The sequence below is a fragment of the Streptomyces liliifuscus genome (genome assembly GCF_016598615.1).
GTDB classification, from domain to species: domain Bacteria; phylum Actinomycetota; class Actinomycetes; order Streptomycetales; family Streptomycetaceae; genus Streptomyces; species Streptomyces liliifuscus.
Genome location: NZ_CP066831.1, coordinates 10,679,167 through 10,704,687 on the forward strand (window position 1 = coordinate 10,679,167; position 25,521 = coordinate 10,704,687).

Annotated in this window: 22 protein-coding genes; 16 read left to right on the top strand and 6 right to left on the bottom strand. The window is 70.6% G+C overall.

What is annotated here, in order from left to right; all coding sequences use genetic code 11:
• Positions 1-87 precede the first annotated feature (87 nt).
• From JEQ17_RS46455 to JEQ17_RS46465, 3 genes are all read left to right on the top strand, one after another.
• Complete coding sequence (locus JEQ17_RS46455) at positions 88-915, top strand: SGNH/GDSL hydrolase family protein (protein ID WP_200400969.1); 828 nt, start codon at positions 88-90, stop codon at positions 913-915.
• Positions 916-939: 24 nt separating this feature from the next.
• Positions 940-1,521 (top strand): PadR family transcriptional regulator, encoded by a 582-nt coding sequence (locus JEQ17_RS46460; RefSeq protein WP_200400970.1) that lies wholly within the window; start codon positions 940-942, stop codon positions 1,519-1,521.
• 85 nt (positions 1,522-1,606) lie between these two features.
• Positions 1,607-1,990, top strand: a complete 384-nt coding sequence (locus JEQ17_RS46465) for a VOC family protein (RefSeq protein WP_200400971.1) — start codon at positions 1,607-1,609, stop codon at positions 1,988-1,990.
• Positions 1,991-2,017: 27 nt separating this feature from the next.
• On the opposite strand, the gene JEQ17_RS46470 is transcribed toward JEQ17_RS46465, so the two are convergent.
• Positions 2,018-6,097: a discoidin domain-containing protein gene (locus JEQ17_RS46470; protein ID WP_200400972.1), complete on the bottom strand. Its 4,080-nt coding sequence runs from the start codon at positions 6,095-6,097 to the stop codon at positions 2,018-2,020.
• A 381-nt stretch (positions 6,098-6,478) separates the two neighbouring features.
• Here JEQ17_RS46470 and JEQ17_RS46475 point away from each other — a divergent pair, with 381 nt between their 5' ends.
• The 12 genes from JEQ17_RS46475 (at position 6,479) to JEQ17_RS46530 (ending at position 20,270) form a co-directional block, all read left to right on the top strand.
• Positions 6,479-8,644: a glycoside hydrolase family 27 protein gene (locus JEQ17_RS46475; protein ID WP_200400973.1), complete on the top strand. Its 2,166-nt coding sequence runs from the start codon at positions 6,479-6,481 to the stop codon at positions 8,642-8,644.
• A gap of 113 nt (positions 8,645-8,757) precedes the next feature.
• Positions 8,758-10,047, top strand: coding sequence for an ABC transporter substrate-binding protein (locus JEQ17_RS46480; RefSeq protein WP_200400974.1), 1,290 nt, complete (start codon positions 8,758-8,760; stop codon positions 10,045-10,047).
• A 1-nt stretch (position 10,048) separates the two neighbouring features.
• Positions 10,049-10,984, top strand: a complete 936-nt coding sequence (locus tag JEQ17_RS46485; protein WP_200400975.1) for a carbohydrate ABC transporter permease — start codon at positions 10,049-10,051, stop codon at positions 10,982-10,984.
• Entirely contained in the window at positions 10,984-11,832 is an 849-nt protein-coding gene (locus JEQ17_RS46490; protein WP_200400976.1) for a carbohydrate ABC transporter permease, read from the top strand. Before JEQ17_RS46485 ends, JEQ17_RS46490 begins: the two co-directional genes overlap by 1 nt.
• On the top strand, positions 11,829-13,892 hold the full coding sequence (locus JEQ17_RS46495) for an alpha-galactosidase (protein ID WP_200400977.1): 2,064 nt from the start codon (positions 11,829-11,831) through the stop codon (positions 13,890-13,892). Before JEQ17_RS46490 ends, JEQ17_RS46495 begins: the two co-directional genes overlap by 4 nt.
• 71 nt (positions 13,893-13,963) lie before the next feature.
• Complete coding sequence (locus tag JEQ17_RS46500) at positions 13,964-14,737, top strand: SDR family NAD(P)-dependent oxidoreductase (RefSeq protein ID WP_200400978.1); 774 nt, start codon at positions 13,964-13,966, stop codon at positions 14,735-14,737.
• A gap of 34 nt (positions 14,738-14,771) precedes the next feature.
• Positions 14,772-15,551, top strand: coding sequence for a FadR/GntR family transcriptional regulator (locus JEQ17_RS46505; protein WP_200400979.1), 780 nt, complete (start codon positions 14,772-14,774; stop codon positions 15,549-15,551).
• Positions 15,548-16,693 carry a galactonate dehydratase gene (gene dgoD, locus JEQ17_RS46510; RefSeq protein WP_200400980.1) on the top strand — a complete coding sequence of 382 codons (1,146 nt, stop codon included), beginning with the start codon at positions 15,548-15,550 and terminating at the stop codon, positions 16,691-16,693. Before JEQ17_RS46505 ends, dgoD begins: the two co-directional genes overlap by 4 nt.
• Positions 16,690-17,508 carry a hypothetical protein gene (locus JEQ17_RS46515; protein ID WP_200400981.1) on the top strand — a complete coding sequence of 273 codons (819 nt, stop codon included), beginning with the start codon at positions 16,690-16,692 and terminating at the stop codon, positions 17,506-17,508. The genes dgoD and JEQ17_RS46515 overlap by 4 nt, the downstream gene beginning before the upstream one ends.
• 70 nt (positions 17,509-17,578) lie before the next feature.
• On the top strand, positions 17,579-18,211 hold the full coding sequence (locus JEQ17_RS46520; RefSeq protein ID WP_200400982.1) for a bifunctional 4-hydroxy-2-oxoglutarate aldolase/2-dehydro-3-deoxy-phosphogluconate aldolase: 633 nt from the start codon (positions 17,579-17,581) through the stop codon (positions 18,209-18,211).
• A 221-nt stretch (positions 18,212-18,432) separates the two neighbouring features.
• A complete protein-coding gene (locus JEQ17_RS46525; RefSeq protein WP_200402073.1) occupies positions 18,433-19,284 on the top strand; it encodes an SMP-30/gluconolactonase/LRE family protein in 852 nt (283 codons plus the stop codon).
• The gene (locus JEQ17_RS46530; RefSeq protein ID WP_200400983.1) at positions 19,281-20,270 is read left to right on the top strand and encodes a sugar kinase; all 990 of its coding nucleotides are present in this window, start codon (positions 19,281-19,283) and stop codon (positions 20,268-20,270) included. The genes JEQ17_RS46525 and JEQ17_RS46530 overlap by 4 nt, the downstream gene beginning before the upstream one ends.
• Before the next feature lie 78 nt (positions 20,271-20,348).
• Here the strand turns inward: JEQ17_RS46530 and JEQ17_RS46535 are convergent, their stop codons facing one another.
• The gene (locus JEQ17_RS46535; protein WP_200400984.1) at positions 20,349-21,515 is read right to left on the bottom strand and encodes an acyl-CoA dehydrogenase family protein; all 1,167 of its coding nucleotides are present in this window, start codon (positions 21,513-21,515) and stop codon (positions 20,349-20,351) included.
• 45 nt (positions 21,516-21,560) lie between these two features.
• A complete protein-coding gene (locus tag JEQ17_RS46540; RefSeq protein ID WP_234048634.1) occupies positions 21,561-22,565 on the bottom strand; it encodes an alpha/beta fold hydrolase in 1,005 nt (334 codons plus the stop codon).
• 42 nt (positions 22,566-22,607) lie between these two features.
• Here JEQ17_RS46540 and JEQ17_RS46545 point away from each other — a divergent pair, with 42 nt between their 5' ends.
• Entirely contained in the window at positions 22,608-23,480 is an 873-nt protein-coding gene (locus tag JEQ17_RS46545; RefSeq protein WP_200400985.1) for a hypothetical protein, read from the top strand.
• A 73-nt stretch (positions 23,481-23,553) separates the two neighbouring features.
• Here the strand turns inward: JEQ17_RS46545 and JEQ17_RS46550 are convergent, their stop codons facing one another.
• Genes JEQ17_RS46550 through JEQ17_RS46560 form a run of 3 tightly spaced genes read right to left on the bottom strand, consistent with a single transcriptional unit; the run spans position 23,554 to position 25,504 of the window.
• Positions 23,554-24,165, bottom strand: coding sequence for an RraA family protein (locus tag JEQ17_RS46550; protein ID WP_200400986.1), 612 nt, complete (start codon positions 24,163-24,165; stop codon positions 23,554-23,556).
• Positions 24,162-24,833 carry an RraA family protein gene (locus tag JEQ17_RS46555; RefSeq protein WP_200400987.1) on the bottom strand — a complete coding sequence of 224 codons (672 nt, stop codon included), beginning with the start codon at positions 24,831-24,833 and terminating at the stop codon, positions 24,162-24,164. Before JEQ17_RS46555 ends, JEQ17_RS46550 begins: the two co-directional genes overlap by 4 nt.
• Entirely contained in the window at positions 24,833-25,504 is a 672-nt protein-coding gene (locus JEQ17_RS46560) for an RraA family protein (protein ID WP_200400988.1), read from the bottom strand. Before JEQ17_RS46560 ends, JEQ17_RS46555 begins: the two co-directional genes overlap by 1 nt.
• Between the last annotated feature and the right edge of the window lie 17 nt (positions 25,505-25,521).

Here is a 25,521-nt window from a genome sequence, read left to right on the forward strand (position 1 = left end):
AGTCAACTATCTTAATAGCCGACTAGTTAGTCATCCGCTCTCGCTCTGCAGACAGCGGGGGTCCGGACTCGGAGAAGGCGGGCGATCATGGCGGACAGTGGCTACGCGCGGTACGTCGCCCTGGGTGACAGCCAGACCGAGGGACTCGGTGACGACGACGGCACCGGGAACCCGCGAGGGTGGGCGGACCGGCTCGCCGAGCAGATCGCGCGGACCGACACCGGCCTCCTGTACGCCAACCTCGCCGTCCGTGGGCGCCTCGCGGGTGAGGTGCGCTCGGAGCAGTTGGAGCCCGCGCTGGCACTGCGCCCGGATCTGGCGACGGTCGTCGCCGGTGTCAACGACGTGCTGCGCCCCCGCTTCGACGCGGACGAGGTGGCCGGGCATCTGGAGGCGATGTTCGCCGCGCTCACAGGGAGCGGTGCCCGCGTCGCGACGCTGACCTTCCCCGACTTCGCGCGGATCGTCCCGGCCGCCAGACCCATCGGCCACCGGGTCACCGCCCTGAACAGCCGCATTCGCGAGGCGGCCCGACGCCACGGTGTGGTGGTGGCCGACGCGGAGCCCCACCCGGTGGTCACCGACCTCCGGCTGTGGAGCCCCGACCGGCTGCACGCGAGCCCGCGCGGCCATGCCCTGATCGCCGCCGCGGTCGCCGAGGCACTCGCCGTACCGGGAAGCGACGACAGCTGGATCCGGCCTCTGCCCGCCGACGAGCGCGCGCATTCGAGGCTGCGCGTCGTCGGGACCGAACTGCGCTGGGCGGGCTCCTTCCTCGGTCCCTGGCTGGCCCGTCGCGTGCGCGGCCGCTCGTCCGGTGACGGCCGGGAGGCCAAGCGACCTGCCCTGCTTCCGGTGGCCCAGGTCGTCGAAGACCCCCCGCTCGGGCCCGCTGATAGTCGTCGCAGTGAGTAATCAACAGGCTGTTAGGTTGGATTCATGGCTCTTCGCAATGCGGTGATGGCGGCGCTTCTGGAGGGTGAGGCGTCGGGGTACGACCTTGCCAAGGGGTTCGAGGCGTCGGTCGCCAACTTCTGGATGGCCACACCGCAGCAGATCTACCGCGAGCTGGAGCGTATGGAAGGCGAGGGCCTCGTCGCCGCCCGCGTCGTACAGCAGGAGCGGCGTCCGAACAAGAGGCTGTTCTCGCTCACCGAGGAGGGCCTTGCCGCCGTACGGGCCTACACCGCCGAACCGCCCGCCAAACCGACGGCGATCCGGGACGAGTTGCTGGTCAAGGTCCAGTGCGTGGACGTCGGCGACATGGAGGCCGTACGAACGGCCATCGCCCAGCGCATGGAGCTGGCCGCGACCAAGATCGCGCGCTACGAACGCGTACGGGAATGGCTGTTGGCCGGACGCACCGAGGACGAGTACTTCACCACCGCCGAGCGCATCGGGCCCTATCTCACCTGCCTGCGGGGCCTGTCCCTCGAACGGGACAACCTGACCTGGGGCGAGGTGGCTCTCAAGCGGCTCGCACAGCGCGCGGAGGCGCTCGCTTCCCCGGCACGCGACTGAGCTCGTACGCACCTGCTGCGATCCCGCGGTTGCTCACGCCGCGGCCGACGATCGGCCTTCGGGGTGTCTATGTACACTCCCCGGCATGGCATGCCGCATCAGTGAACTGGTTCTCGACTGCGCAGACCCCGACCGGCTCGCCGCATTCTGGTGCGAGGTCCTCGGCTACGTCGAACTCGACCGGGAGGACGACGGAAGCATCGAGATCGGGCCGCCCGATGTCGGCTTCGGCGGCCCGCAACCCACCCTTGTCCTCAGCCCCAGCAGCGACCCGCGGCGAGGCAAGCTCCCGCTGCACATCGACGTCAACGCCACCGACCGCGACCAGGACGCCGAGTTGGAGCGGCTGCTCGCCCTCGGCGCCAGGCCCGCCGATGTCGGCCAGACCGGTGCCGAGAACTGGCACACCCTGGCCGACCCGGAGGGCAACGAATTCTGTCTCCTGCACGCCCGGCTCAAGCCCCTCTGACCAGGCCGGACGTGCGTCGGACAGATCCTACGAACGCGCTGTGGCGGAGCGGCTGTTGTACGCCTCCACCTTCAGGAGCGGGCGGTGCGAGGGCAGAGCGCGCGCGGGCCAGGACAAGGTGACGGTCTGTGACTCGCCGGGCAGCAGCCACAGGTAGTTGTCGCTGTAGAGCGTCGGCAGCACGCGATGACCGGTCTTGTCGTTGAGCAGGGACAGCCGGACCATCGCGGCGACGGACCGACCGTGGTTGCGGACGGTCGCGGTCAGCTCGTGACGGGCTCCGGAACGGGACAGACGCGTCACCGTTGCGGCCACCTTGGTCTGCGGCGCCTTGGTCAACGCCCGCATGGCGGCCGCGGTGCGATGGCGCCAGTAGGTGTTGCGCGACAGAACGCGGCCGTCGCTGCTCTCCAGGGTCAGGCGCAGGAGATGCAGGTCGGGCAGGTCGTCGGTCCAGGCGCTGGTGAACGCCTTCGCGGTGGCGGCCGGTGCCACGTCCAGCCGTGCGTCCTTCGTCCTGCCGAGCTGCCGGCCCGACAGATCGAACAACCGCGCCGAGACAGTGGCGTTCTTGAGGTCCTTGCGCGTGTGGTTGACCGCCAGGACCTGCCCCTTCGGGTCGGCCTGGACATGCAGGGGCTCGCAGGCGGCGCGGGCCCCGTAGTAGGTGCCGTTGACGTCGAAGTCGTAGTCGTAGGTCTGCCACACCGTGCTGTGCCACGCGGGGTGGGACATCCACAGCATCAGTCCGCTGGCGTTGTCCCACAGGTTCGCGTTCCACGCCTCGAACATGGCGCGTGTGTTCTCGTAGTTGACGAACTGGGCCTTGCGGGCGAAGTCGTCCAGGTCCTCGGTCTCCCCGAGTCGGGCCTCGACGGCTGCCTTGTAGGTGTGCGGTGCCTGATTCCCGCGCTCACTCCAGTCGTGGTAGTACCACGCGCCGCGTATCGGCCACTCGGGCTCGTCGCCCGTCATGTTCCGCATGCTGGCCGCGGTGGAGACGACCGGCATACCGATCTCGGTGTGGAAGCCGAAGTCCTTGCTGCCGTACGTGGACGGATCGAAGTACTTCTCCGGCTCGACCCAGCCGTACGGGCCGCCGCCGGTGATGATGCCGCCGGCCGAGTTGTTCTGGTAGAGGATGCCGGGAACCTGCTGCTCGACGGCCTGGCGCATGCCCTTGTCGATGGCGGCGGGCGGGTTGCCCTCGTTGGCTCCGCACCAGATCACCACGCTGGGGTGGATGCGGTAGCGCAGGACGGTGTCCCGCGCGATCGAGTTGAAGGCTTCGTGGTCCGGCGGGTCCATGGCCCACGCGTTGGGGAAGTCGTTCCAGACCAGGATCCCGTGCTCGTCGCAGGCGGCGAAGAACTCCTCCCGGTCGCATGTGCCGACCCAGTTGCGGATCATGGTGAAGTTCATGTCGCGGTGCATCCGCACGGCCGCGTCCATCCGCTCCGGCGGCATCCGGCGCAGCAGTTCGTCCCAGCCCCAGTTGCCGCCGCGGGCAAGAACCCGCACCCCGTTGACGCTGATCTTCAGCGGGTCGGGGGTGTTGGACACGGACTTCACGTCGGTCCAGGTGTCCCCGTCGTCGGACACCTGGATCACATAGGTCTTCGGGTAGGCGGGCTCCCACACGATCGCCACCCGGTCGAACCGCTTCGCGGCGCCCAGGTCGACCTGGAGCCACTGGTGGTCCTCGTACTGGGAGGACCAGCGGGTTCCCGCGTCGCCGTCGGTGGCGTGCGCGGCCGGGTGGTCGGACTCCTCGGTGGAGGCGGTCGCCTTCTGGCGGAGGGCGAGGTCCGTTCCGGGCTTGGCGCTGTCGATGACGCCGAGGGACCAAAGAGAGTTGCCCCAGCTCGTGTTGCGCACCCCGCAGGCGATACGGACGTACCGGGCGGTGCGCGGATCGAAGTCCTCGACCTGGAGGCTGGCGTTGCCGTTGTTGAAGGGCAGCGGCACCGCGCTGTTGTCCACCGACGCCACATCGGTCCAGTCGGCGTCGTTCGAGGAGACCTGCACCAGGTAGGTCTTCGCGTACGCCTGCTCCCAGGTCAGGTCGACCCGGTCGAACGACTGCGGGGAGCCCAGATCGACCCGGATCCACTGGTCGTCCTCGTAGGACGAGGACCAACGGGTCGCGGGATTGCCGTCCGTCGCATTGGCCGGACCGCGGTCGTCCCCGTCCTTGCTCGACGCGTCGGCCGGTGCGTGCAGCGCGAGGTCGACGGAGGGCCGGGCGCTGTCGGACACGGACAGCGTCCACAGCGAGTTGCCCCAACCGGAGGCCCTGGTCAGGCACTTGACGCGTACGTACTGGGCCTGCTGCCGGTCGAAGGTCACGGACTGGGTGTAGGCGTCCTCGGAGGCGGTGAACGGCAGCGGCACCTCGTACTCGTAGCCGAACTGGCGGATGCCGAACCGGGTGGAGCGACGGTCGCTCTCGGCACCGTCGAGCGACGCGACCAGGGTGAGATCGTGCAGAGCGGGGTCGCCGAGCCCGTTGGGCCACCACAGTTTCGGGTTACGGAGCCGCAGTTGACCGAAGGCGTCGGGGGTGAACGTGACGTCGACGCTCCCGCCCCCGGGCACGGTGACGACCTTGGACACCCGTACGCCGTCGAAGGCCGCGGAGACCGTCGCCCGGTGGTCGGTGGTGTCGGCGTTGCGGACCGGAACGACGATGGTCAGCTCGGCGACCGACACGTCGGGCAGTTTCGGCAGGAGGGTGTCGACACGAGGATCGCCGATCACGACATGGCCGGTGGATCTCAGCCGGACATGGTTCCAGATGCCCGCGGCCCGGTCGCGTACGGCGGGCATCCAGTCCCAGCCCGAAGAGGCCAGATAGGTGGGCGAGTTGAGGTTCATCTGGTTGGCGCCCGCGTCCACCCAGGCCTCGCCCGCGGGGCCCTTGTCACCGGGGCTGCCGGGCACCGGCATCGGCGTGATCTTCACCGCGAGCGCGTTCTCCCCGCCCGCCGAGAGCAGCCCGGTCACGTCGTGGGACGAGCGGGCGAAGGGGTAGGTCAGGTCCCCCACCTGCTTGCCGTTGAGCCAGATGTCGGCCTTGTGGTTGATGCCGTCGAACTCCAGCCAGATCCGCCGCCCGGCTCCGGTGCGCAGACCGCGCGGCAGCTCGAAGTCCCGCTTGTACCACCACGCGTGCCGTGACAGGGCCTCGGGGACATGGAGGTTGTTGAGTCCGGTGACGGGATCGGGCAGCTTGCCCTGGTCCACGAGCGAGGCCAGGACCGTGCCGGGAACGGTCGCCGGCAGCCAGCCGCTGGTGTCGACAGTCGTCTTCGACAGTTCCTCGCCGTTGGCGTCGGCCCAGTCGTCGAGGGTCAGCCGCCAGCCGGACTCCACCGGAACCGTGCCGTCGTCGGCCACCACCAATTTGGGCGCGGGCCCGGAGTTCTTGCCCCAGTCCGTCCAGCCGGTGGCCGAAGGACGGTGCCCCTTGGGGCTGCCGTAGACCTCGAAGCCGTTCAGACCGAGGGGATTGGGGTTGGAGCGCTTGCGCGAGGTCATCCGCACATGGCGCGCGGTGACCGGGCGCGGGAGCTGGATGTTCACCACTCCGCCGGTGCCCGCCGTCGTGCGGTACACGCTGGTCCAGGACTCGCGATTGGTGGACGTCTCGACCACGTACTCGACCGCGTAGCTGGACTGGATCTCCTTGCCCGTGGTGCCACTGGCCGGATTTCCCGTGGTCGGGGGAGTGAACACCGGGTCGCTCGCGTCGCCTTCGAAGGTGAGACGGATCCAGGTGACCTCGCAGGCGGCCTGCAGATCGATCGAGATCCACTGCGCGTCACCCGACCCGGCACGCCAGCCACTGCCCCGCACTCCCGGTGAGGCGAGTCGGTCGACCACGAACGAGCCCGGGGTGGGCGCGTAGGCCGTCGAAGAGACCGTGACGGGGCGGTAGAGCGCCAGCTCACGAGGCGAGGAGGGCGCGGCCGCCGCGTCGATGCCCGCCGCGGAGGCGGTCGACGCGGGCAACAGGGAACCAAGTCCGAACCCCGCCAGCAGGGTGGAACCCGTGGTGACGAGGGAGCGTCGCGACAGGCGTGGCGAGCTCGACTGATCTGTCATGAGCGTGATGTCCCATCAAAAGACAGCGGTGCGGGCCGGGTACGACACGGCACGTGATCCAACGAATGACAACGTTGCCAAAGGCTGTGACGCGAGCGGGATTCTGTCAACCCCCGAGGCGGAGTTCGTCTCTTGGGGCCTGATTGACCGGCGTCGCGGTTCCGCACCTCGGACGGCTTTCCTGGACGCCTGAGCAGGGCGAAGCGCCCGACGGGATGCCGATGTGCACGGCGGGTCGCGGCACCTCTTTCTATTAAATTAGGAATTAATATTGACAGGATTTCGGCCGCGCGCCACAGTCTTCGCCGTGACGTCGACGGCCCCCTGTCGCAGCCCGGCCCGCGTCACGTTCTCGTGCTTCCCAACCCTCGGGAGAGGCAAGTGACTTCACACCCGCAGGTCCGCACACCCGCGGCGTCCGGACTGACGCGCCGTGCCACCGCGGTCGCGATCGCAACCGTGCTGGCGGTGACCGCCGCCCCGGCGGCCACGGCGCAGACCGGCGTCGATCGGGGCGCCGTCGACCAGGGCGCGCCCGAGTACTACGACAGTGGTCTCGCGCCGACGCCCTACATGGGCTGGAACACCTACTACGGCCTGGGCGCACCCACCGAGCAGGCGGTGCGCTCCGTGGCGGACAAGCTGGTCAGCAGCGGTCTGCGCGACAGCGGCTACGACATCGTGTGGCTGGACGGTGGCTGGCAGGCCGACAACCCACGTGACGCACAAGGGCGATTGGCCGCCCACCCGGACCGCTTTCCCTCCGGCATCCCCGCGCTGGTCTCCTACCTGCACAAACGCGGCCTGAAGGCGGGCATCTACACCGACGCAGGCGCCTACGACGGCGGCAAGACCTGCGGCCTCGGCAGCAGGGGCCACTACGAGGACGACGCCCGGCAGTTCGCAGACTGGAAGATCGACGCGGTCAAGGTCGACTTCCTCTGCGGGATCGGCGCCAAGCTCGATCCGGGCCCGGCGTTCAAGGAGTTCAGCGACGCGGTGGCCAAGTCCGGCCGCAGGATGCTGCTCAACCTCTGCAACCCGCTCACCGACGACTGGGGCCTGCCGCACACACCCGAACAGGACGCGCACAACACGTACGTCTACGCCCCGACGATCGCCGACTCCTGGCGAACCGGCACGGACATCGCCTGGGGCACCCCGAGCCCGGGACAGTGGCCCAACGTGCTGCGCAACATGGACGCGAACGCCTGGCACCCCGAGGCGCAGGGGCCCGGCCACTACAACGACCCGGACTACCTCATCCCCATGCGGCGCATGGGAGACGGATCCCTGGAGCTGACTCAGGAGGAGTCCACCACACAGTTCGTGATGTGGGCCCAGATGGGCTCGCCGCTGGTCATCGGATCCGATCCGCGCACCCTGTCGGACTCGATGATCAAGACGCTGCGCAATCCGGAGATCATCGCCGTCGACCAGGACCCACTCGCCGTCCAGGGCGTACGGGCGGCCAGTGACTCCGTCGGCGACGTCTACAGCAAGGTCCTCGCAGGTGACGGCAGGCGCGCGGTCGTGCTGCTCAACCGCTCCGACAAGGCGGTCGAGCGCACTGTCCGGTTCTCCGACGTCGGCCTCGGCGGCGGGGTGAAGGTGCGTGACCTGCGGGCCAGGGCGGACCGGGGCGTCCACACCGACTCGTACACGGTCGAGGTCCCCGCGCACGGCACCGCGTTCCTGAAGCTGACCGGCGCCGACGCCCTGCCCGGCACCAGCCTGGGCCAGAGGGCTACGGCGAGCCCGGCAGTGGTGCGCGACGGCGACAACCTCACGACGTTCCTGCGCGGACCGAACGGCTCCCTCGTCCAGCACGTGACCTCCGCCGACGGCAACGGCCGGGCTCGGACGCGGGATCTCGGCGGCCCCACGAAGGACAGGATCCTCGGCCAGCCCGCCGCGTACGCCACGGCCGGCGGCCGGATCGACGTCTTCGTGCGCGGTACCGACTCCCGGGTCCACCGGCGGGTCTTCGCCGACGGCCGCTGGGGCACGTGGCAGAGCCTGGGCGGCCGCGTGACCGACGCGCCGTCGGTGGCGTTCACCGACCCCGGGCACTGGACGCTGTTCGCCACCGGCTCCGACGGACAGGTCGTGCAGCGCGGCCCGTCGACGGGTTGGTCCTCGCTCGGCGCACCCGGTGGCCGGCCGGTGTACGGACGGCCGTCCGCCGCAGTCGACTCCCAGGGGCGGGTCCACGTGGCCGTGCGCTCCGCGGCGGACGACGTGTGGACGCGCTCCCGGGCGGCGTCGGGGGAGTGGTCGCAGTGGACATCGCTCGGCGGGACCGTCAGCGGCAGCCCGACGCTCGTCGCCGTGGGAGACGCCGTGGTGCTGTACGCGCGGGCCTCCGACTACACGCTCTGGCAGCAGCGGTACGAGAACGGTGCCTGGCAGGGCTGGACCAAGCGGCAGGAGTTCCCGAGCGCGGCCTTCGAGGGCGCTCTCGGAGCGGTGGCAGGGCCGGGCGGCACGGTCGACGCGGTGTTCCGCGGAGTCGACGGCTACGTGCACCGGACCCAGTTCAAATAAATTAGTAATTATTCTTGACGTGGCGTGAGTGCCACGCGAATCTGTATCCGCGCGAGCGGGGCCCGGCCGTCAGGAGGGCCGCCCCGCCCGCGCGGATCCACAGGGAGCCATCCATGACGAACCATCAGACCGGCCGACGCCGGTTCCTCGCAGGACTCGGTGCCGCCGGGACGACGGCGCTGCTCAGCGGCTGTGTCACCTCCACCTCCTCCGGCAAGAGCTCCTCGAAGGGCGCGGTGACCCTTCAGTCCAACGTGTCCGCACCGCAGGCCAAGGCCGCGATGGAGGACCTCGTCGCCGCGTACGCCAAGAAGGGGTCGGCGCGCGCCAGCCTCAACACGGTCGCCGCGGAGACCTTCCGCACCCAGCTGCCGACGTACCTCACCTCCGCCAACCCGCCGGACGTGTACACCTGGTACCCCGGTTCGGTGGCGGACGCCTACGCCAAGAAGGACCTGCTGCTCGACCTCGACCAGGTCTGGAACTCCTCGCCCGACCTCAAGAGCTACTCCAAGGCCCTGCACTCCCTGTGCACCGCGAGCTCGGGCAAGAAGGTCTTCGTCCCCGCCACCTACTACTGGTGGGGCATGTTCTACCGGAGGTCCAACTTCGCCAAGTGGGGCGTGAGCGAGCCCAAGAGCTGGGACGACTTCCTCGACCTGTGCGACAAGCTCAAGAGCAAGGGCATCGACCCGATCGGCCTCGGCGCGGGCGGCAACACCGCCTGGGTGGCCTCGGCCTGGTTCGACTACCTCGACATCCGGATCAACGGCGCCGAGTACCACCGCGAACTCCTCGCCGGAAAGCACCGGTTCGACGACCCCGAGGTGCGCAAGGTCTTCGACCGCTGGCAGGAGTTGCTGCCGTACTTCGACCCGAACGGCGCCGCCGTCCCCTTCCAGGACGCCACGACCACCCTGCTCAACGGCCGCAGCGGCATGATGCTCATCGGCACCTTCTTCGCCGACGCCGCCCCCAAGGACGCGCTCGACGACATCGACTTCTTCCGCTTCCCCGTCATCGACCCGAAGATCCCGCTCGCCGAAGAGGCCCCGGTCGACGGCTACTTCGCCAGCGCTCGCACCGGTCGCCGCGACCAGGTCGTCGACCTGATGAGCTACCTCGCCACCGCCGAGTCCCAGGAGATCTACATCAAGGGCTCGTCGGGCACCGTCCTGCCGTGCAACCCGAAGGCGAAGGACGCCGGCACCGCCCTGGTGAAGAAGGGCCGCGCGCATGTCGAGGAGGCCGCCGAGATCACCCAGTTCTTCAACCGGGACTCCAGCGACGCCCTCCAGCCCACCGCGGACACCGCACTGACCAGGTTCCTCGCCAAGCCGAAGGAGATCGACAGCATCCTCACCGGCTGGCAGCGCGACGCCGAGAAGATCTGGAACGCCTGATATGGCAGTCCTGACCGCGCCCGAACGGAAGTCCCCGGCCCCGCCGTCGCCCCGCGGCAGGCGGACCGGGGGCCCGCGCCGTACGTCCCCGCTGGTGCTCGCGTTCGTCCTCGTCCCGCTCCTCGCCGAAGCGGTATGGGTGTTCTGGCCCGCCCTGCAGGGCTTCTACCTCGCCCTCACCAGCTGGGACGGCGTCTCCGCACCGCAGTTCGTCGGCCTGGACAACTTCCGGGAGATGGCCCACGACGAGGTCTTCCGCAGCGCGGCCGGCCACACCGTGCTGTGGCTCGTGCTCTTCGGCGGCCTCTCCGCCCTGCTCGGCCTGGCGGCCGCGCTGCTGCTCCAGCAGGAGCGGCGCGGAGTCGGCTTCTACCGCGCGGCCCTCTTCCTGCCCGTCGTCTTCTCCCTGGTCGCCACCGCCCTGGTCTGGCAGGCGATCTACCAGCCCGACGGCGTCCTGAACCAACTCCTGGAATCGGTCGGCCTCGGCAGCCTGCGCCACGCCTGGCTCGCCGACCAGGACACCGCCCTGTACGCGGTGATCGTGCCCGCACTGTGGCGGCAGATCGGCTACGTCATGGTCCTCTACCTGGCCGGCCTCAAGGGCATCGACCCGGCCCTGTACGAGGCCGCCAAGGTCGACGGCGCGAGCTCCTGGCAGCGCTTCCGCCACGTCACCCTGCCCCAACTCCGCAGCGTCAACGCGGTCGTCCTGTCCGTCATCGTCATCGACTCACTGCGTTCCTTCGACGTCGTGTGGTCGCTCACCCGCGGCGGCCCCTACCACTCGTCCGAACTGCTGAGCACCTACATGTACTCAACCGCCTTCCAGTCCCTGCGACTCGGCTACGGCTCCGCCCTCGCCGTCGTCATCTTCGTGCTGGCCTTCGGCGTCATCTGCTCCTACCTCGTCCGCGCGTTCCGGGAGGCCGACTGATGTCCGCCACGTCCACGGCCCTGCGCCGCAAGCGGGCCGCGACCGCCGGATTCCACCTGGGCGCCGGGGCGTTGGCCCTCCTGTGGCTGCTGCCCATCGCCCTGGTCCTGGTGACCAGCCTGCGTACCTTCGACGACATCGCCGCGAACGGCCTGGGCAGCTGGCCGCAGTCCTTCACCCTCGACAACTTCGGCCAGGCCTGGAACGACGGCGGCCAGCAGCGCGCCCTGATCAACAGCCTGCTGGTCACCGTGCCGTGCGTCCTGGTGACGCTCGCACTGGCCGCCATGGCCGCCTTCTCGCTCAGCCGCTACGAACTGCCCTTCCGCCGCTCCTTGTTGCTGCTCATGCTCGGCGGCAACCTGCTCCCGCCGCAGATCCTGCTCATCCCGGTCTCCAAGCTCAGCGAGCAGATGGGCGTCTTCGACACCCTGCCCGCACTGATCGGCGTACAGATCGGCTTCGGCGTCGGCTTCTACGTCTTCGTGCTGCACGGCTTCATGCGGTCCATACCGGCAGAGATCCAGCAGGCGGCGGTCGTCGACGGCGCCGGGCCCTGGCAGATCTTCTGGCGGATCATCCTCCCCCTCACCCGCCCCGCCCTGGCCGCCCTCAGCGCCCTGTCCTTCACCTGGATCTTCAACGACCTGCTCTGGGCCATCACCGTGCTGCGCAGCGACACCAAGATGCCGATCACCGCGGCCCTCATCGGACTTCAGGGACAGTACGTATCGATGTGGAACGTGATCGCCGCCGGCTCCGTCATCGCCGCCGCTCCCACCGTGGCCGTGTTCCTGCGGTTCCAGCGGCACTTCGTGGCCGGCCTCAACCTGGGAGCGGTGAAGTGACGTCGTACCCGCGCTGGACCCTGCGCACCGAGCACACCAGCTACACCGTCCGGCTGTCCCCGGACGGCCCGTGGGCCGAACTCGACGCCTGGGGTCCGCTCGGCGTCGAAGACGGCCCCTCCGCCCTCGACTGGTCCCACCGCACCCACTTCGTCACCCCCGCCGACGCGGCCCCCGCCGAGTACCTGCCGTACGGGCTGCGGCCGTTCACGGGATCAGAGCTGGTCGCGGCACGTCCGGGCCAGGACCGGGGCTCGTGGTGGGACTTCGACAGTGCGGAGGAGGGGGAGGGAAGCCTGCGGCTCACCTTCACCGACGACGTCCTGGGACTGCGTACGGTCCTCTGCTACGAGACGGTTCCGGGCACGGACGTGATCCTCCGCTGGACCGAACTGACCTCCACGCAGGAACTGCGCCTGGAGCGGCTCGACTCGGCCGCAGTGAACATCCCCGTCACGGGTGCCGCCCGGCTGACATACCTCACCGGCCAGTGGTCCCAGGAGTTCTGGCGCACCCAACTCGACCTGTCCCGTGGCACGTTCACCATGGGCAGCCTCCAGGGCGCGCCCGGACACGGGTACGCACCCTGGCTCGCCGTGCAGGACGGGGAGGCCGAGGCGGCATACGGCATCGCCCTCGAATGGTCCGGCAACTGGCACATCACCGCGGAGGCCGAGCCGGGCGGCAGCGTACGCGTCCGCGCCGGGCGGGTCCCGCACGAGGGAGTCGTACACCTGACCCCCGGCGACACCCTCACCACCCCCCGCCTCGCCTGCGCCTTCAGCCCCGACGGCCTCGACGGCCTCTCCCGCGTCTGGCACCGCTACGAACGCCACCTCGCGGGCGAGCGACTGAACCGCCCCCGCAAGGTGCTCTACAACTCCTGGGAGGCCACCGGCTTCGACGTCGACGCGGCCGGCCAGCTGGAACTGGCCAAGCTGGCCGCCGACATCGGCGCCGAACTGTTCGTCGTCGACGACGGATGGTTCACCGGCCGCGGCGACGACACCGGGGGACTGGGCGACTGGTACCCGGACCCGGCGGCGTTCCCACAGGGCTTCGGCCCGTTCGTCGAGGACATCCGGGCGCTCGGGCTGGACTTCGGCCTGTGGGTCGAGCCCGAGGCCGTCAGCCCGACCAGCCGTCTGTACGCCGAACACCCCGAGTGGGTCTACCGGATCGAGGGCCGCCCCGCCCGCCTGGTCCGCAACCAGCTGCTGCTCGACCTGGGCCGCACGGACGTCCAGGACTTCGTGATCGGCACGCTCGACCGGCTGCTCGGCGCCTACGACATCAGCTACCTCAAGTGGGACATGAACCGCCCGCCCACCGAGCGCGGGCGCCCCGGCCACGGTCCTGCCGACCTGGACGCGGAGCATGTCGCCGGGTATCTGCGCGTCCTGGACCACCTGCGTGCCGCCCATCCCGACGTCACCGTCGAGGGCTGCGCGGGCGGCGGCGGGCGGATCGAGCACGCGACCATCGCCCGCACCGACGTCGTGTGGCCCAGCGACAACACCGCTCCCCTGGACCGGCTTTCGGTCCAGCACGGGTTCCTGCACGCCCACGCCCCGCACGTCATGAGCTCCTGGGTCACCGACGCCCCCGGCATCCTCGACCCACGCCCCCGCAGCCTCGCGTTCCGATTCGTCAACGCCATCTGCGGTGTCCTCGGGATCGGCGCCGACCTGCGCGCCTGGACGCCGCAGGAGCGGGCCGAGGCCGCCGAGTGGATCGCCCGGTACAAGCGGGTGAGGGACGTCGTCCATCGGGGAGAGGCCCGCCTCCTCGGCACGCCGGACGACAGCACCTGCGGAGTGCAGTACGACCTCGACGACCGCACGGTCGTCGCCGCGCTCGGCACCGGCCGCCTGGACGGGGCCCCGCTCCTGCCCGGGCGGCCCGACCGGCTGCGGCTGCGGGACCTGGAGCCGGCGGCGCACTATCGCGACACCGCGACGGGGACGACGTACAGCGGAGCCCATCTGCTCCATTACGGACTGCCGTTCGCGTGGAGCGCCGGCCATGACGCCGAACTGGTGGTGCTGATACGCCAGTGAGCCCGGTCCGGCATATGTTCTCAAGACGGCCGATCAACCGTCCCACGCCCGTGAAGGAGTCGAACCCCACGATGGACCAGCCCGTACGACGGCACGGTGCCCGCTTCGGCGGCCGCACGGCCGTGGTCACCGGAGCGGCCTCTGGCATCGGAGCCGCCACGGCCGCACGCCTCGCCGAGGAAGGAGCCGCCGTCGTACTCGTCGACCTGGCCGAGGAGCGGGGCGAGGCCGTGGCGGAGCGGATCGGCAAGGACGGCGGCCGGGCCCGGTTCGTGACCGCCGACGTCGCGGCCGAGGAGGACTGGGCCCGGGTCGTCGACACGGCGCACACCTACGGGCCCGTGGACGTCCTCGTCAGCAACGCCTTCACCGTCGACGTCACCCCCGCCCACGAGATGTCCCTCCCCTCCTGGCAGCGGCAGCTCGACGTCAACCTCACCGGCAGCTTCCTCGGCTTCCGGGCGGTGCTGCCCGATCTGCGGGACCGGCGGGGCGCAGTCGTGCTGACCTCGTCCGTCCACGCCCACAAGGGCATCCCCGGCCATCCCGCCTACGCCGCATCCAAGGGCGCCCTGCTCTCCCTGTGCGGACAACTCGCCGTCGAATACGGGCCCGAGGTACGCGTCAACGCCGTCGTCCCGGGCCCGATCCTGACCGCCGCCTGGGACAGGGTCCCGCCCGAGGACCGGGAACGCAGCATCGCCGAGACGGCGGTGCGCCGCTTCGGCTCCCCCGAGGAGGTCGCCGCCGCGATCGCGTTCCTCGGCGCCGACGAAGCCTCCTACATCACCGGGACGAGCCTCGTCGTGGACGGCGGCTGGAGCGTCGTCAAGGCCTCCGCATGACCATGCTCCCTCAACAGCAGAAAGGCCCTACGACATGACGCCCTATGCCCGTCGCGGAGTGCACGGCCAGACCGTGGAACTCCTCGCCCGTCGCATCCTGGGCGGTGAGATCCCCGAGGGGGCCACGCTGGACCTGGTGGCACTGCAGAGCGAGCTGGACGTGAGCCTGACCGCGCTGCGCGAGTCGCTCAAGGTGCTCGCCGCCAAGGGAATGGTCGACGCCCGCCAGCGGCGCGGCACCTTCGTGCGGACCCGCGCCGAGTGGAACCTGCTCGACGCCGACGTGCTGCGCTGGCAGTTCGAGGGCGGCCGCACCAACGCGTCCGACCGCGCGCTGCTGCACAACCTTGCCGAAGTACGCGCCATCATCGAACCCGCCGCCGTGCGCCTGGCCGCCGAGCGCCGCACCGACGAGGACCTGGCAGCCCTGGACGCCGCCATCGAGGCGATGGGGGAGCGGGACGGTGACGCCGCCCACGCCGTCGAGTCCGACCTCGCCTTCCACCGCGCCCTGCTCAGCGCCACCCACAACGAACTCCTCGAACGAATGGAGATGGTCATCGAGTCCGGCCTGGCCCACCGCGACCGCATCGTGCACAGCTCCCCGCACAGCGAGGACCCGGTCCCGGCCCACCGCGCCGTCCTGGACGCCGTACGCGACCGGGACCCTGGGGCCGCCGAGGCCGCGATGCGTGCCCTGCTCGACCAGGCCGGCCGCGATCTGGACCGCGTCGGCGACTCCGACTCCGACTCCGGCGCCGATTCGGTCTCCGATTCTGATTCCGCTTCCGTGGAAGGCTCCCGCTCCCAGTGAAGATCACCCGCATCGAGACCTTCCTGGTCCCGCCCCGCTGGCTGTTCTGCCGCGTCGAGACCGACGAGGGCGTGGTCGGCTGGGGAGAACCGGTCGTCGAAGGGCGCGCCGAAGTCGTCCGCGCCGCCGTGGACGTCCTGGCCGAATACCTCGTCGGCCAGGACCCGCTGCGCATCCAGGACCACTGGCAGGTCCTCACCAAGGGCGGCTTCTACCGGGGCGGCCCGGTCCTCTCCAGCGCCGTCGCCGGCCTCGACCAGGCCCTGTGGGACATCGCCGGGAAGGCGTACGGCGCTCCCGTGCACGCCCTGCTCGGCGGCCCGGTGCGCGACCGCGTCCGGGTCTACGCCTGGGTGGGCGGCGACGAACCCGCCGAGCTGACCGAGCAGATAGCCGCCCAGGTCGAGGCGGGCTTCACCGCCGTGAAGATGAACGCCGCCGGAGCCACCTCGCCGGTCCCCACCGCCGCCGAGACCGCCGCGGTCGTCGCCCGTGTGGCCGCCGCCCGCGAGGCACTCGGCCCGGACCGTGACGTCGCCGTCGACTTCCACGGCCGCTTCACCGCCGCGGGCGCCCGCCGCGTCCTCGCCGAACTCGCCCCGCTGCACCCGCTGTTCGTCGAGGAACCCGTCGTACCCGAGCAAGGCCATCTGCTGGCAGGGCTGGTCGCCGCGAGCCCCGTACCGCTCGCCACCGGTGAACGCCTCTACGGACGCGCGGAGTTCCTGCCCGTGCTCGCCGCGGGCATCGCGGTCGCCCAGCCCGACCTGTCCCACGCCGGAGGCATCTCGGAGGTGCACCGCATCGCCTCGCTCGCCGAGACCTACGGCGCCCAGCTCGCCCCGCACTGCCCCCTCGGCCCCATCGCGCTCGCGGCCAGCCTCCAGATCGCGTTCGCCACCCCGAACTTCCTGATCCAGGAGCAGAGCCGCGGCATCCACTACAACAAGGACGCCGACCTGCTCTCCTACCTCGTCGACACCGAGCCCTTCCGGTTCGTCGACGGCCACGCCTCCCGCGGCGACGCCCCCGGCCTCGGCATCACCATCGACGAGGCCGCCGTCCGCGCCGCCGACCGCACCGGTCACGCCTGGCGCAATCCCGTGTGGCGGCACCTCGACGGCTCCTTCGCGGAGTGGTGACCACACCGATGGACATCGTCACCGACCTTGCCCACGGCGGCCGTTGGACCTCACTGCGCACCGCGGGGCGCGAATGGCTCTGGCGGCGCGAGGCACCCGAACGGCAGAGCGTGTCACCCGGAGACGCTTTCGTGGACGCGGGCGGACTGGAAGAGTGCATCCCCACGGTCCGCGGCACCCCCGACCACGGTGACGCCTGGTCACGCCGCTGGACGCGCGACGGTGACAGCGACGTCGTCCAGTGCGACCGCTTCACCCTGACCCGCACGATCCACGGCACCGCGGAAGGCGCCGAGGTCGACTACGTGCTGAAGGCCGAGGGGGGCTTTCGTTTCGTCTGGGCCGCACACGCACTGCTCGACCTCTCCGACCGGGCGACGCCGCACATCCGCGAGGGAGCGAGCACCCGCCTCTTCCCCGAGGCGGCGCCACTGCTGGACCGGGCGTGGCCGCAAGGCGTCGCCTGGGTCGAAGGGAGCTGGCCCGCACCCTGCGGACTGCGCCTGGACCAACTCGGTCCGGACGACGGGACCGCCGTCGGAGCCGTCGCGGACGCCTCCCGCTGCTGCGTCCACGACCGGGCCGACCGGCTGTCGCTGTCCCTCGAAGCCGAAGGGCAGCCCGTGTCGATCGCCCTGTGGCGCAACCTGGGCGGCTTTCCCGCAGCGCACCCCTACCGCAGCACGGGCGTCGAACCGATGCTCGGCCGCGTGTTCGACCTCGCGGAGGCGGGCCCCGGCGACGCTGCCCTCGTACCCGACTCGGGCGAGGTGCGATGGCGGCTGACACTGACCGCGAACTGCCGCTGTACCTGAACCGACCTGTGTGAGCCTTGATCAACCTCTATGAGTCTCAGTGAACCCGCGTGAAAAGGAGAGCTCGTCCATGGATCTGCGAGCGGCCCTGGCCGCCCACCGCCTGGTCGCCATCATCCGCGGCACCGACCCCGAAGCCTCGGTACGCACCGTGCTGACCCTCGCCGAGGAAGGCATCGAGCTGATCGAGGTCTCCCTGACCGGCGCGGACGCCCTGTCCGTCATCGAGCAGGCGCGCAAGGCGCTCGGGCCCGACCGGCCCCTCGGCGCCGGCACGGTCCTGACCGCCGACGACGCTCGCGCCGCTGAGCGGGCCGGTGCGAACTTCGCCGTCACCCCCGCACTCGGCGAAGGCGTCGTAGCGGCACGTGAACTCGGCCTGCCGGTCCTGGCCGGAGTCATGACCCCCACCGAAATCCTGGCCGCACGCCCCCTCGGCGCCGCAGCGCTGAAGATCTTCCCGGCAGCCCAGGCCGGCGGCCCCGCCTATCTCAAGGCCCTGCGCGGCCCGTTCCCGCACGAACTGTTCGTGCCGGTGGGCGGGGTCGACGAGGCGGCAGCCCGGGCGTATCTGGCCGCCGGAGCGACCGCCGTCGGAGTCGGCTCCCCGCTGATCGGAGACGCGGCCGACGGCGGCAGCCTTACCGCGCTGCGCGACCGGGCCCGGGCCTTCTTGACCGTCGTACGGGAAGACAGGCCGTGACCGAAGCCGCAGCACACGCCGAAGCCGCGTCGGACGCCGAAGCCGCAGCGCACGCCGGAGCCGCGCCGGACACCGAAGCCGGAGCGCACCCCGAAGCCGCGCCGGACACCGAAGCCGCAGCACACGCCGAAGCCGCGCCGGACGCCCAAGCCGCAAGGGACGCCGCAGCCCCGGCCCAAGCCTCAGCCTCAGCCGGAGTCGAAGCTCTCCGTCCCGACCGTCTGGAGCTTGGCGAGGGCATCCGCTGGACCGACCGCGGCATCGTGCTCGTGGACATCCTCGCCGGCCGTCTGCTCACCGCCGTCGGTCACCCCATCGACCCCCTGCGGCAACTGGCCCAACTGCCCGTTCCCCTGGGCGCGGTGGCCCCCGTGGCCGGTGCCCCCGGCACCTGGATCGCCGCCGCGGGCACCGGGATCTGCCTGCTCACTCCCGACGGGTCGACGCGGTGGCTGGCACAGCCCGAAGCGGACGCCGCACGGCCCATGCGCATGAACGACGCGACCACCGACCCCTCCGGCCGCTTCTGGGCGGGCAGCATGGCCTACGACGCCGACGAGGGAGCCGGTTCCCTCTACCGGGTGGACCACGACGGCACGGTGACCCGAGTCCTCGACAACATCACGGTGCCGAACGGGCCGGCCTTCACGGCCGACGGCGCCACCATGTACCTGGCCGACAGCGCCCGGGGAGTCGTCAGGCGCTACCCCGTGGACCCGGAAACCGCCGAACTCGGGGCCCCTGAGGTGTTCGTCACCGTCGACGACGGCAGCCCCGACGGCATGGTGGTGGATGTCGAGGGCGCCGTATGGGTGGCGGTGTGGGGCACGGGATCCGTACGCCGGTATCTGCCGGACGGTCGGCTGGACCGCACGCTGAGTCTGCCCGCACGACAGCCCGCGGGTGTGTGCCTGGGGGAGGACCTTCTCCACATCACGACTGCTCGTGTGGGACTTGCCGAGCCGGGTCCCTTCGACGGCGCGGTGTTCACCGCCCGTGTCGACGTACCGGGCCGGCCGTCGACTGCCTACCGCCACGACGGATCGGCTTCGTTCCCGGGGGAGAGGTCATGAAGGACGGCTGGAGGCCCGCCGAAGGGCCGGTGGTCTGCATCGGCGAAACCATGGCCGCCCTGGCTCCCGCCCCCTCCGAATCGCTGGAGACCGCCGAGGACCTGCGGGTGTCGGTGGCCGGGGCCGAGTCGAACGTGGCGATGTACCTGGCAGACCTGGGCGTCCCCGTCTCCTGGCTGTCCGCGCTGGGCGACGACGCGTTGGGGCGGCGTGTGCGCGCCGCTGTCGGCGCGGCGGGCGTCGATGTCAGCGGCGTGCGCTCCGACCCGGAACGGCCCACGGGCCTGCTCGTGAAGGAGCCGACCGGCACTCGCACCCGCGTCCACTACTACCGCGGCAACTCGGCGGCCTCGGCACTGGGCCCCGACGTACTGGACGACGCGAGACTGCGGTCGGCCTCCGTCGTCCACCTGACGGGCGTGACCCCGGCACTGTCCCCGTCCTGCCGGAACATGGTCGTGGAGGCACTCACCACTCCGCCCGCCGAGCGCCCGTACGCCATCAGCTTCGACGTCAATCACCGCCCGGCCCTGTGGCCGCCGGGGACGGCCGCCCCTCTGCTGCGCGACCTCGCCGACCGCTCCGACATCACCTTCGTGGGCCTCGACGAGGCACAGGAACTGTGGGACGCCGACCTCGAACCGGCCGACGTACGGCAGCTGTTGCCACACCCGCGCCTCCTAGTCGTCAAGGACGGCGGCCGTGCGGCCACCGCCTTCGGCCACGAGGGTGCGTGGACGGTGACCGCCCTCCGCACGGACGTGGTGGAGCCCGTCGGCGCGGGTGACGCTTTCGCCGCCGGATTCCTGACCGGCCTGCTGCGTGGCGGGGGCATGGAGCGCGCGCTACGGCTCGGACACATCACGGCCGCGTCGGCCCTCAAGGTGACGGGTGATCATGGTCCGCTGCCGGACGCCGACCGGATCAAACAACTCCTCGACCTTCCGGCACAGGAATGGGAGACAGTGGCCGGCGGCCGCCCCTGACAGCCCAGTTCGTACGTGGAGACGTTACGGACCCGGCTTTCCGAACGCCCGGCAGATACGTCACCCACGCGACGAGGTTCACGCCTCGAGTCCCCCTCGCTTGACCAACTGGTCGGCGATGACGTTGCGTTGGATCTCGTTGGTGCCCTCTCCGACGATCATCAGGGGTGCGTCGCGGAAGTAGCGCTCCACGTCGAATTCGGTCGAGTAGCCGTAACCGCCGTGGATGCGGACGGCGTTGAGGGCGATCTGCATGGCTGTCTCGGAGGCGAACAGCTTGGCCATGCCCGCTTCCATGTCGACCCGACGGCCTGCCTCAGCCTCCCGGGCCGCGTACAGGGTGAGCTGGCGGGCGGCGGTGAGTGAAGTCGCCATGTCCGCCAGGTAGTTGCCGACCGACTGGTGCTGCCAGATGGGCTTGCCGAACGACTCCCGCTGCTGCGCGTAGGCGAGCGAGTCCTCCAGCGCGGCCCGGCCCACACCGAGCGCGCGGGCGGCGACCTGGAGCCGCCCGGTCTCCAGCCCCTTCATCATCTGTGCGAACCCCTTGCCCTCGACACCACCGAGTACCGCGTCCGCCGACGCCTGGTGGTCCTCGAACGACAACTCGCAGCTCTCCACGCCCTTGTAGCCGAGCTTGGGCAGGTCACGCGAGACGGTGAGCCCGGGACCGTGCTCCACGAGCAGGATCGAGATGCCCCGGTGGGCGGGGGCGGCGTCCGGGTCGGTCTTGCACAGGAGCGCGATCAGCCGGGAGCGGCGGGAGTTGGTGATCCAGGTCTTGGACCCGTTGACGAGATAGCCGTCGGCGTTCCTGCGGGCGACGGTGCGCATCGCCTGGAGGTCGGAGCCTCCGCCGGGCTCGGTGAGCGCCATGGTCGCCCGGATCTCACCGGTGGCCATCCTCGGCAGATAGCGCAGCTTCTGCTCCTCGGTGCCGAAGCGCAGCAGCAGTTTGGCGACCACGGTGTGACCCCCCATCGCACCCGCCAGACTCATCCAGCCCCGGGCCAGTTCCTCGGTGACCAGGACGTAGCACGGCATAGAGACCGGGGTGCCGCCGTACTCCTCCGGAACGGCGAGGCCGAAGATGCCCAGTGCCTTCATCCGCTCGATCAGAGCCTCGGGGTAGGTGTCCGAGTGTTCCAGCTCCCGTACGACGGGCTTGACGTCCCTGTCGACGAAGTCGTGCACCGTCCTGATGATGAACTGCTCGTCCTCGGACAGGGTGTCGAGTGTGCTCACGCGGTGACGCTCCTTGCTCAGAGTTCAGGCTTGAGAGCTCAGGGCTCAGATTTGAGGGTTCAGTGGTCGTGAGAGGGCATGGAAGGCGGCGATCCGCTCCCACATGGCGACGGGATGCGAGTACATCGGCCAATGTCCGCTGTGGGGAATCTCCGCCAGCTCCACACCACCCGCGGCCAGTGTCTTCAGGTACGACAGTGAGGAGTTCTCCTCGCCGTACATGAACATGCTCGGGAACGGGAGCGCGAGGAATTTCGCCATCAGGTCGCCGTGGTCGGACAGGTCGACCATCGACTCGAAGATTCCGCGCACCGCACCGGCCCGTACCTTGTGACGCACGCTCACCGCGTAGAGCGCACTGGACGAGGACGGTGAACGGCGGACGCGTTCGCTGAATTCCGCGAGGAAGCCCTCCGCGTCGTCCGACGCGTGCGTGACGATCTGCCGGCTCAGGAAGCAGTCCTCCGGGGCGACGTTTCCCTCGATGTCGACGAAGCTCAGAACCCGGTCGGGTTCCTGGTGCGCCAGCATCAGCGCGGTCAGACCGCCCATGGAATGCCCGACGAGATGAAAACGCGGAATTCCCAAGCGTTCGAGAACGGCTCGGGCGGTCTTCACCAGGAACGGAATCGATATCCGGGACAGGTCCGCGCAGGAAGTCTCCCCGCAGCCCGGTGCGTCGTAGACGAGAAACGGGTGACCGGCGAAGGACGCCTGGTGAGCGATGTCGAGATAGTCCTCCTTGGTCGAGCCGAAGCCGTGGAGGAAGACGATCGGTGCGCCTTCGCCGTGTCGGCGGGTCGTGGCCACGTCGAGGCTCACGCCGTCGACCCGCACTTCCAGGTGTTCGTTGATCAGTTCCACGTCATCAGGGTCCATCGGCATGGCCGCGTGATTCAAAGACCGATCGGGTCTCTCAGCGAGTGGCTTCCCGTCTTGCCCTGCGGCGGAACATACGGGCATCACGGCTCGCATCGGCACGTCGGGCACGATCGACGCCCGACGTCCGGCCAACTTCATCTCGTCGTCCTCGAAGATCGCCCGGCTCACGTGACAACATCAAGGACGCGACAACCTCAAGGACGCAACGGAATGCAGCCCACCCCCGTCCCGCTCGGTTCCTACGTCGAGTCGTGGCACCCCGCACCCGTCAAGGACGAAGACCCTCTTCTCTCTGGCCCGGCCGCGGCCATGTCGGCGCTCCTGGACCTGCCCGACACCGCTACCGAGGCCGGAGACCCCCTGCCGCCGCTCTGGCAGTGGTTGTACTTCCTGCACTGGCCCGCCCAGCACGAACTCGGCCCCGACGGGCACCTGCGAGACGCCCGATTCCTGCCGCCCGTCCCCGACCGGCAGCGCATGTTCGCCGGGGGCCGTTGCACGGTCCACCGGCCGCTGCGCCTCGGCGAACCCGCCGAGCGCGTCAGCAGCCTCGGCGCGGTGACTCCCAAGCACGGCCGCACGGGAGAACTGCTGTTCGTCACCGAGCGAATTGAGTTCCGGCAGTCCGGCCGCACCTGCCTGGTCGAGGAACAGGACATCGTCTACCGGTCGGGACGCGGCGTCGAACGCGACCGTCCGGCCGTGCTCGACGATTCCGCCGTCCCGGAGGCCGAGGGCCCCTGGCAGCTGCGCATCCAGCCGGACCCCACGCTGCTGTTCCGGTTCAGCGCACTCACCGCCAACGCCCACCGCATCCACTACGACATGCCGTACTGCCTGGACACCGAGGGCTACCCCGGCCTCGTCGTCCATGGCCCGCTGCTGGCCCTGCTCATGCTGGAGCTGGTCCGCCGCAACGCGCCGGAGCGGCAGGTGAGGTCCCTGTCCTACCGGCTGCGGCGGCCGATGTTCGCCGGTGAGCACATCCTGGCCGGCGGCACGCCCTCCGGCTCGAAGGCCCGACTCCACATCGCCGGCCACCGGGAGGCACGGCATGCCACCGCCGAGGTGTCCTTCGCCTGAGCGACGGCACAGCCGCTGCACCGTCCGGTCATGGCGTACGCCGTGGAGTCGTCCGGTGCGATCGCCGTGCGGATCAAAGTCCGTAGTACTCAAGCGTGGTCGTGCCGGCGCGGATCGCTGTCAGGGCATGCCGCTCGGCGGCCACCCGCGCGTCGGACCCGTCTAGGGTCTCGGTCACCGCCTGCGCGGGGACGACGACCACGCCGTCCGCGTCTCCGACGACGAGGTCTCCGGGGCGTACGACCACCCCGCCCACGCGGACGGGAACGGCGACCTGCCCGGGGTGCTCCTTGCCGGTGCCCACCACCGTGACGTGGCGTGCGAAGACGGGGAAGGCCAGCGCCGCCTGCTCGGCGACGTCCCGTACGCCGCCGTCCACGACCAGTCCCAGGATGCCCCGGTGCTGTGCCGCGACGGCGAGGATCTCGCCCCAGTGCCCGTGCGCGGCGCCCTGGAGGTCGACCACGAGGACGCTGCCGGCCGGGGCCGCGGCCACGGCACGGTGCAGCGCGAGGTTGTCGCCGCCGATGCCCCGTACGGTGAACGCCGGCCCGGCCACCCGGGCTCCCGGCCACACGGCCCGTAGCGCCGGATCGCAGGCGTGGGCGGCCGATGAGGACGCCTCGAAGAGGGTGGCCGTGCTGTGACCGCGCGCCGCGTCCGCCGCCGGTTCCGTGTGGGTCATGACCGCCTCGTCTGAAGGTGGTGGTAGCCGAACTTCTCGCGGGCCGCGCGCAGGGAACTGCCCGCGCGTACGGCCGCGACGATGTCGGACTCGACGCGTTCGATCTGTACGGCGGTCTCGGCGATCCGCTCCGCGTCGGCGGCCGGGACGGCGACCACGCCGTCCGCGTCGGCGCACACGAGGGTGCCGGTGCGGATCTCGACACCCGACACGGTCACCGGTTCGCCGACGGCCACCAGGCGTACCCGGTCCTTGCCGGTGCGCATGAACCGCCCGCGGCTGAAAAGCGGGTACGAGTGCGCCAGGGAGGCGGACACATCGCGGCAGACGCCGTCGATGACGGTGCCGGCGATGCCGCGGGCCGCCGCGGTCTCGGTCATGATGCCGCCCCATACGGTGACGTCCGTACGGCCCTCGTTGCCGATGACGACGACCGAGCCCGGCGGCACGTCGTCGAGGAAGTCGCCCACCGTGCCCCCGGCGGTGCCGTCGACGGGCGCGTAGCGCACGGTGAAGGCCGGGCCCACCGCGCGGAATCCGTTCGACAAGGGGGACAGGCCGTGGGCGGCGCCTTCGATCCCGATGCGGTCGAGCGCGTCGGAGATCGACGCGGTGGGCAGCTCGCGCAGCCGAGCCAGGACGTCGCCGCGCCCGTCGAGGCCCGCCATCACTTCGCCTCCGTTCCGGCCAGGCGGGCGTCCCGCATCGCCTGCGGCAGGGGAACTCCGGTCCGCACCTCCGCCTCGATGGCCGCCTCGCGTTCGGCGATGCGCCGGGCGGCCGCCAGTACCTCGGAGGCCCGCTCGCGGGGGACGACCACGACGCCGCCCTCGTCCGCCATCACCACGTCGCCGGGGCGCACGGTCACGTCGCCGAGGAGGACCGGCTCGCCGGTCGACCTCTGCCGCAGTCGGCCGCGCGCGGTGACCGGCACCTGGGCGCGCGCGAAAACGGGAAAGCCGAGCTCCCGGGCCTGGCCCACGTCCCGGCAGGCGCCGTCGGTGACGACCCCGCGCACGGAACGCGCCGCGGCGCCGACGCTCACGATGCCGCCCCAGGTGGAGACATCGGTACGGCCGCCGCAGGCGACCACCATGACGTCGTCGGGGCCGGCTCCGGCGATCGCGCCGGTGAGGATGTGGGCACCGCCGTGGTCCGAGCCGAGCGGTTCAAGTGGTTCGAGCTCGACGGTCACCGCGAACCCGGCCACCTTCGGCCTGCCCCACATGGGTGGCAGGCCGCCCTGCCCCGGCGGGAGGCCACAGGCATCGAGGGCGTCGGACACGGCGGCTGTGTCCAGGGCCGTGAACTGGGTCAACACGGTTGCTTCAGCGCTCATGCCCCTCAGTGAAACAA

Coding starts and splice junctions, on each gene's coding strand:
- JEQ17_RS46455 (WP_200400969.1), top strand. CDS start 88: ATGGCGGACAGTGGCTACGCGCGGTACGTCGCCCTGGGTGACAGCCAG.
- JEQ17_RS46460 (WP_200400970.1), top strand. CDS start 940: ATGGCTCTTCGCAATGCGGTGATGGCGGCGCTTCTGGAGGGTGAGGCG.
- JEQ17_RS46465 (WP_200400971.1), top strand. CDS start 1,607: ATGGCATGCCGCATCAGTGAACTGGTTCTCGACTGCGCAGACCCCGAC.
- JEQ17_RS46470 (WP_200400972.1), bottom strand. CDS start 6,097: ATGACAGATCAGTCGAGCTCGCCACGCCTGTCGCGACGCTCCCTCGTC.
- JEQ17_RS46480 (WP_200400974.1), top strand. CDS start 8,758: ATGACGAACCATCAGACCGGCCGACGCCGGTTCCTCGCAGGACTCGGT.
- JEQ17_RS46485 (WP_200400975.1), top strand. CDS start 10,049: ATGGCAGTCCTGACCGCGCCCGAACGGAAGTCCCCGGCCCCGCCGTCG.
- JEQ17_RS46490 (WP_200400976.1), top strand. CDS start 10,984: ATGTCCGCCACGTCCACGGCCCTGCGCCGCAAGCGGGCCGCGACCGCC.
- JEQ17_RS46500 (WP_200400978.1), top strand. CDS start 13,964: ATGGACCAGCCCGTACGACGGCACGGTGCCCGCTTCGGCGGCCGCACG.
- JEQ17_RS46505 (WP_200400979.1), top strand. CDS start 14,772: ATGACGCCCTATGCCCGTCGCGGAGTGCACGGCCAGACCGTGGAACTC.
- JEQ17_RS46520 (WP_200400982.1), top strand. CDS start 17,579: ATGGATCTGCGAGCGGCCCTGGCCGCCCACCGCCTGGTCGCCATCATC.
- JEQ17_RS46530 (WP_200400983.1), top strand. CDS start 19,281: ATGAAGGACGGCTGGAGGCCCGCCGAAGGGCCGGTGGTCTGCATCGGC.
- JEQ17_RS46545 (WP_200400985.1), top strand. CDS start 22,608: ATGCAGCCCACCCCCGTCCCGCTCGGTTCCTACGTCGAGTCGTGGCAC.
- JEQ17_RS46550 (WP_200400986.1), bottom strand. CDS start 24,165: ATGACCCACACGGAACCGGCGGCGGACGCGGCGCGCGGTCACAGCACG.
- JEQ17_RS46555 (WP_200400987.1), bottom strand. CDS start 24,833: ATGGCGGGCCTCGACGGGCGCGGCGACGTCCTGGCTCGGCTGCGCGAG.
- JEQ17_RS46560 (WP_200400988.1), bottom strand. CDS start 25,504: ATGAGCGCTGAAGCAACCGTGTTGACCCAGTTCACGGCCCTGGACACA.